Below are 6,277 nucleotides of genomic sequence, written 5' to 3'. Positions count from 1 at the left end.
AGTCCGGTCCCATCGCCGTGGAGTGGTTGCGCTCGCGCGGCTTCGACACCCCGGACGCTGTGGTCATCGAGGACCGCGATATTGTCGAGTACTTCAACACCCTGGTCACCGAGGGCAAGAAGAACGGTAACCTGCCGACGTTCATCCTGACCAGCGGCGGCACCGGCCTAAACTCTGACGACCAGACCGTGGAGGCGGTTCGTCCCCACCTGGATAAGGAAGTGCCCGGCATCATGCACGCCTTCTGGATGAACGGTCTGAAGAATGTTCCCTCGGCGGTGCTTTCACGCGGCGTGGCGGGCGTGATTGACCGTACCTTCGTGATGACCCTGCCTGGTTCGCGCGGTGGCGTGAAGGACGGCGTGGCAACCCTCGATCCGCTTGTTGAGCACATTTGCCGTCAGATGGAGGACTACCATGACCACTAAGCCGCAGAAGGAAGAACCCTTGGATCATTCGGGCGCGCACGGTGCTGAGCCGAGCGGCTCGACCGTGGTGTTCACCGATATTACGGAGGCGCCCCTGGAACCGCTGTACGCAGCGGCTAAGGCTGAGGTTATGACTGACGCCATGGGTGCCCTGGTAATTTTTGACGGCATTGTGCGCAACCATGATCACGGTAGCGCGGTGCGCGGGCTGTCCTATAGCGCGCATCCGCAGGCCCGTGAGTATATTGCGGAGGTTGCCGCCGAGGTTGCCGCCGAGCTGGACGGCGTGCGTCTGTGGGCTGTGCACCGTGTGGGTCCGATTGCTATTGGCGAGTCGGCTCTGACCGTGATGGCGGCGGCTGCTCACCGCGGCCGCGCGTTTGATGCCTGCGAGCTGGTGGCTGACCGGGTGAAGGCTCGTGTGCCGATTTGGAAGGAACAGGAACTGCTCGATGGAAGCATCGAGTGGGTTGGCGTGGACACTTCGCCCGCTTAGCCTTCTGAACATTCTGATATCTCTATATAAGCCTGTCAGGGGGATTTCTCTCGGGCAGGCTTATTCTCCTTGAAGCTTGGATCCCTAAAGTTCAAGCCACCTCTACTACTTGATGCGAGGAACCCCTATGTCTTCTCATGCTTCTCGTAGCGCGAGCGAGCTCTCTGCCGCTGAGCGTGCGTTCTATTCTCGTCAGCTGATTCTGCCTGAAATGGGTTACGAGGCTCAGCTGGCACTCAAGCGTGCGCGAGTGGTGGTGCTTGGCGCTGGCGGTTTGGGTGCTCCCGCGCTGCTGTACCTGGCGGGTGCCGGGGTCGGTCAGATTGTGGTGGTTGATGATGACGTCGTGGATGCTTCGAATCTGCACCGCCAGGTGATTCATACGCACGCCAGGGTGGGTAATTCTAAGGCTGACTCTGCCGCTGAGTCTTTGCGCTCGCTGAATCCTTTTATTGAGGTTGTGCCGGTGCGTGAGCGTTTAACGGAGGCGAATGTTGATGATTTGCTGTCTGGCGCTGATTTGGTGCTGGATGGTAGCGATAATTTTGAGTCGCGTTATATGGTGTCGGCGGCGGCGGCGCGTGCTGGGATTGCGCATGTGTGGGCTGCGATTCTTGGCTTTGATGCGCAGTTGAGTGTGTTTTGGGCGGGACACGGTCCGGTGTATGAGGATTTGTACCCTCATGCTCCTGCTGCCGGTAGTGTGCCTTCGTGTAGTACTGCTGGCGTGGTGGGCGCTATGGCTGGTGTGGTGGGTGCTGCTATGGCTATGGAGGCAGTGAAGCTGTTGACCGGGGTGGGGGAGCCACTCATGGGTGAGGTTGGCCTATATTCGGCGTTAAGCGGGAGGTGGGAATATATACCTCTCGTAGCTAGCGTGCAAGCTGTACCTAAGAAAAGTGTCGTTTTGCCTCAAGAAACGAGTTATAAGCCCAAAAATTATGTAACAATTCGTAATATTTCTCAGGATTTTACTAGCTCTTCTACTGATTCGACGCCTCGTCCCATAAGTGCCCAGGACCTTAAAAAGCTGTCATCGGATGAAAATATTGCCCTTTTGGACGTCCGTGAGCAGGTGGAATTCGAAGCTTTCGCTATTGATGGCGCTATTAATCTTCCTCTGACTGAGTTGCTGGAGGCCGGTCGGAATAGTGTTTTAAAGGCCTTGATTGAGCGTAAAATCCCCGCAAATGCCCAGAAAATCGTTATTTACTGCACTGGATACGCTAGAACGGTTGAGGCGGCTCGCGAAATTGCCCCTTTGGTAGGGCGTTCTGTGTATATGTTGGAGGGCGGAATTTCTGCCTGGCTTACGGTCTAAAACACCCTTATTTCGCATGAATTAGGCAAGGTTTTTATCTCGTATTTTCCATGCCAAATTTCAGATATATTGGGCAGTATGGAACAAGCATCACAGATTAAGGGCCCGGATGGCCCCCTTACCGATCAGCTGATTAAGTTCGGTAAGTTCTTCTCCCGCTGGGATGAGACTGAAGACGGCCGCGCCGTCTTCCGTGAAGGCGGCCGTGAAGGTGACGCCTTCTACCGCGACCGTTGGAGCCACGATAAGGAAGTTCGCTCTACCCACGGCGTGAACTGCACCGGCTCCTGCTCCTGGAAGGTGTATGTCAAGGATGGCATTATCACCTGGGAAGCACAGGAAACCGACTACCCCACGGTTGGTCCCGACCGCCCCGAGTACGAGCCCCGCGGCTGCCCCCGCGGTGCAGCGTTCTCGTGGTACACCTACTCTCCCACTCGCGTTAAGTACCCCTACGTTCGCGGTCTCCTGCTGGAGATGTACCGCGAAGCGAAGGCAATCCACAACGATCCCGTGGACGCCTTCCACTCCATCGTGTCCGACCCCGCCAAGCGTGCACGCTACGTTAACGCACGTGGTAAGGGTGGTCTGGTGCGCTCGACCTGGGCTGAGGCTCTTGAGCTGATGGCTGCTGCTCACGTGCACACCATCAAGTACTACGGTCCCGACCGTAACACCGGCTTCACCCCGATTCCGGCAATGTCCATGACCTCCTTCAGCGCGGGTGTTCGCTACATCCAGCTGACCGGTGGTGTCATGACCAGCTTCTACGACTGGTATGCCGACCTTCCCGTGGCTTCCCCGCAGGTCTTCGGCGACCAGACCGACGTTCCCGAGTCCGGCGACTGGTGGGACGCTGCATACCTCATCATGTGGGGCGCAAACGTTCCGCTGACCCGTACCCCGGATGCTCACTGGGTCTCCGAGGTCCGCTACCGCGGTACCAAGGTTGTCACCGTGAGCCCCGACTACGCCGACAACACCAAGTTTGCTGACGAGTGGCTGCCCGCACAGGCAGGTACCGACGCGGCACTGGCTATGGCAATGGGTCACGTCATCCTCAAGGAGAACTATGTCGACCAGCGTGTCGAGTTCTTCGAGGACTTCTCCCTGACCTACACCGACCTTCCCTTCCTGGTCACCCTGGAAACCCGCGAAGACGGCGTGAAGGTCCCCTCCAAGTTCCTGACCGCTGCAAAGCTTGCTGGTGAGGCTGAGCAGCAGAACGCTGACTTCAAGCCTGTCCTGATGGACCGCGAGACCGGTGAGGTCTTCGTGCCCAACGGCACCATGGGTCACCGTTACGCTCAGGAAGACCAGGGCAAGTGGAACCTGGACCTGCAGGGTCGTAAGCCGATTCTGTCGATTCGCGACCTGCCCCAGGGCCAGACCGCAGCCGTGGAAATCAAGATGCCGACCTTCGATAACCCGAAGGGTCACGGCGACGTCATTACCCGCGGTGTGCCCGTAGCCTACGTTGAAGGCCACGAAGTCACCACTGTCTTCGACATCATGCTGGCACACTACGGTGTGGGCCGCGAGGGCCTGCCCGGTACCTGGGCTAAGGACTACGAGGACTGGAACGTCCAGAACACCCCGGCATGGCAGGAACAGATTACTTCTGTCCCCGCCGAGGCTGTTATTCGCGTTGCCCGCGAGTTCGCTAAGAGCGCCCTGGATTCCGGCGGCCGCTCCATGATTATCTTCGGTGCAGGTATCTGCCAGTGGTACCACGCTGACACCACCTACCGCGCTATCCTCGCCCTGCTGAACCTGACCGGTTGCCAGGGCCGTAACGGTGGCGGTTGGGCTCACTACGTGGGCCAGGAGAAGGCACGTCCGCTGACCGGTCTGACCAACATTGCTAACGCTCTGGACTGGAGCCGCCCGCCGCGTCACATGATTGGTACCGGCTTCTGGTACATGCACACTGACCAGTTCCGTCAGGATGCATACTCCACCGATTACCTGCAGTCCCCGCTGGCTAAGGGTGAGCTGCGCGATGTTCACACTGCTGACGTTGTGGCACGCTCCGTGCGCATGGGCTGGATGCCGTTCTTCCCGCAGTTCCCCGAGAACCCGATGGAACTGGCTGATAAGGCAGAGCAGGCAGTGGCACGCGGCGAGGCTTCCTCGAACGCGGACTACATTGCACAGCGCCTGAACTCCGGTGATCTGGAATTCTCCGTTGAGGACGTCGACAACCCCGTCAACTGGCCTCGTACCCTGACCCTGTGGCGTTCGAACCTGTTCGGTTCCTCCGCTAAGGGTGAGAGCTACTTCCTGAAGCACCTGGTCGGTAGCATGGACAACGTCCAGGGCTCCGACGCGGAGAAGCACCCGAACGAAGTGAAGTGGGTCGACGACGCACCTCAGGGCAAGCTGGATTTGCTGGTCACCTCGGACTTCCGTATGACCTCCACGACCCTGCTGTCTGACATCGTTCTGCCGACTGCTACCTGGTACGAGAAGCACGATATCTCCTCGACCGATATGCACCCGTTCCTGCACGCGTTCTCCCCGGCAATTGACCCGCCGTGGGAGGCAAAGACCGACCACGAGACCTTCAAGGCTCTGGCATACGAGTTCACTCGCCTGGCTAAGAAGCACCTCGGCGTCCGTAAGGATATTGTTTCGGTCCCGCTGCTGCACGACACCCCCGGCCAGATTGCTCAGCCCGGCGGTCACGCACCCGACTGGAAGAACACCCCCGGTATGGTGGGCGTGCCCGGCAAGAACATGCCGAACTTCGTCACTGTCGAGCGTGACTACGGCGCACTGTACGACATGTACACCACCGTTGGCCCGCTGTTCGACAAGCTCGGTGCCACCACCAAGTTCATCACTTACGATCTGAAGGACGAAGTCGCGAAGATGGCTAAGGAATTCGGTGTGATGGACTCCGGTAAGGGCGCAGGCCGTCCGGCACTGGATACCGACGTGAAGATGTCTGAAGCAATCCTCATGATTTCCGGTACCGCTAACGGTGAGGTTGCTGTTAAGGGCTTCAAGGAGCTCGAGAAGCAGACCGGTCTGCATCTGATGGACCTGGCAGAAGGTAACGAGGAACGTCGTATTACCTTCCCCATGACCCAGGCCGCACCGCAGCCCGTGATGACTTCCCCCGAGTGGTCCGGTTCGGAGACCGGTGGTCGCCGTTACGCTCCGTTCACCGTCAACATCGAGAAGAAGAAGCCGTTCCACACTCTGACCGGCCGTATGCACTTCTTCCTCGACCACGACTGGATGCACGAAATGGGCGAGGCTCTGCCGATTTACCGTCCGCCGCTGGATATGACCGGCCTGTACAACGAGCCTGAGCTCGGTACTACCGATGGTGTTTCGGTTGCTGTTCGCTACCTGACCCCGCACAACAAGTGGGCAATTCACTCGCAGTACTTCGACAACCACTACATGCTGAGCATGTTCCGTGGTGGTCCGACTGCGTGGATGAGCCCGCAGGACGCTGAGAAGATTGGCGTCAAGGACGGCGAGTGGATTGAGTGTGTGAACACCAACGGTGTCTTCGTGGGCCGTGCGGTTGTTTCGCACCGTATGCCCGAGGGCGTCTGCTACGTTTACCACGCTCAGGAGCGTATGGTTAGCCCGAAGTCTGAAGTCACCGGTAAGCGCGGTGGTATTCACAACTCGGTGACCCGTATTCTTCTGAAGCCCACCCACATGATTGGTGGCTACGCTCACCAGGCGTTCGCCTTCAACTATCTTGGACCGACCGGTAACCAGCGCGACATCGTCTCGTACATCCGTCGCCGTAAGTCCCAGGAGGTAACTTTCTAATGCGCGTTATGGCACAAGTTGCTATGGTGATGGCGCTCGATAAGTGCATCGGCTGCCACACCTGCTCCGTGACCTGTAAGCAGGCATGGACGAACCGAGCCGGTACCGAGTACGTCTGGTTCAACAACGTTGAGACTCGTCCCGGTCAGGGTTACCCCCGCCGTTACGAGGATCAGGAGAAGTGGAAGGGCGGCTGGGTGCTGAACAAGCGCGGTCGTCTGGAGCTCAAGAGCG

General features: G+C 58.6%; 4 protein-coding genes and 1 pseudogene. All 5 read left to right on the top strand.

Annotation, left to right across the window (positions count from 1 at the left end; all coding sequences use genetic code 11):
- Positions 1–428 (top strand): MogA/MoaB family molybdenum cofactor biosynthesis protein (locus Q0216_RS01500; RefSeq protein WP_298592374.1); only part of this gene is annotated, 428 nt, incomplete at its 5' end.
- Positions 418–924: a molybdenum cofactor biosynthesis protein MoaE gene (locus Q0216_RS01495; RefSeq protein WP_298592372.1), complete on the top strand. Its 507-nt coding sequence runs from the start codon at positions 418–420 to the stop codon at positions 922–924. The genes Q0216_RS01500 and Q0216_RS01495, both read left to right, overlap by 11 nt.
- Positions 925–1,051: 127 nt before the next feature.
- Positions 1,052–2,245, top strand: a complete 1,194-nt coding sequence (locus Q0216_RS01490; RefSeq protein ID WP_298592370.1) for a ThiF family adenylyltransferase — start codon at positions 1,052–1,054, stop codon at positions 2,243–2,245.
- Positions 2,246–2,323: 78 nt separating this feature from the next.
- Entirely contained in the window at positions 2,324–6,043 is a 3,720-nt protein-coding gene (locus Q0216_RS01485; RefSeq protein ID WP_060824414.1) for a nitrate reductase subunit alpha, read from the top strand.
- Positions 6,043–6,277: pseudogene (gene narY / locus Q0216_RS01480) on the top strand (nitrate reductase subunit beta); the annotation flags it as partial. The gene Q0216_RS01485 and the pseudogene narY, both read left to right, overlap by 1 nt.

The sequence above is a fragment of the uncultured Rothia sp. genome, from assembly GCF_937976295.1.
Lineage (GTDB): Bacteria > Actinomycetota > Actinomycetes > Actinomycetales > Micrococcaceae > Rothia.
This window is presented reverse-complemented; position numbering and strand designations above follow the sequence as displayed.

Bases quoted from the DNA above. Each gene is read 5' to 3' on its own strand.
- Q0216_RS01495 (WP_298592372.1), top strand. From the start codon at position 418: ATGACCACTAAGCCGCAGAAGGAAGAACCCTTGGATCATTCGGGCGCG.
- Q0216_RS01490 (WP_298592370.1), top strand. From the start codon at position 1,052: ATGTCTTCTCATGCTTCTCGTAGCGCGAGCGAGCTCTCTGCCGCTGAG.
- Q0216_RS01485 (WP_060824414.1), top strand. From the start codon at position 2,324: ATGGAACAAGCATCACAGATTAAGGGCCCGGATGGCCCCCTTACCGAT.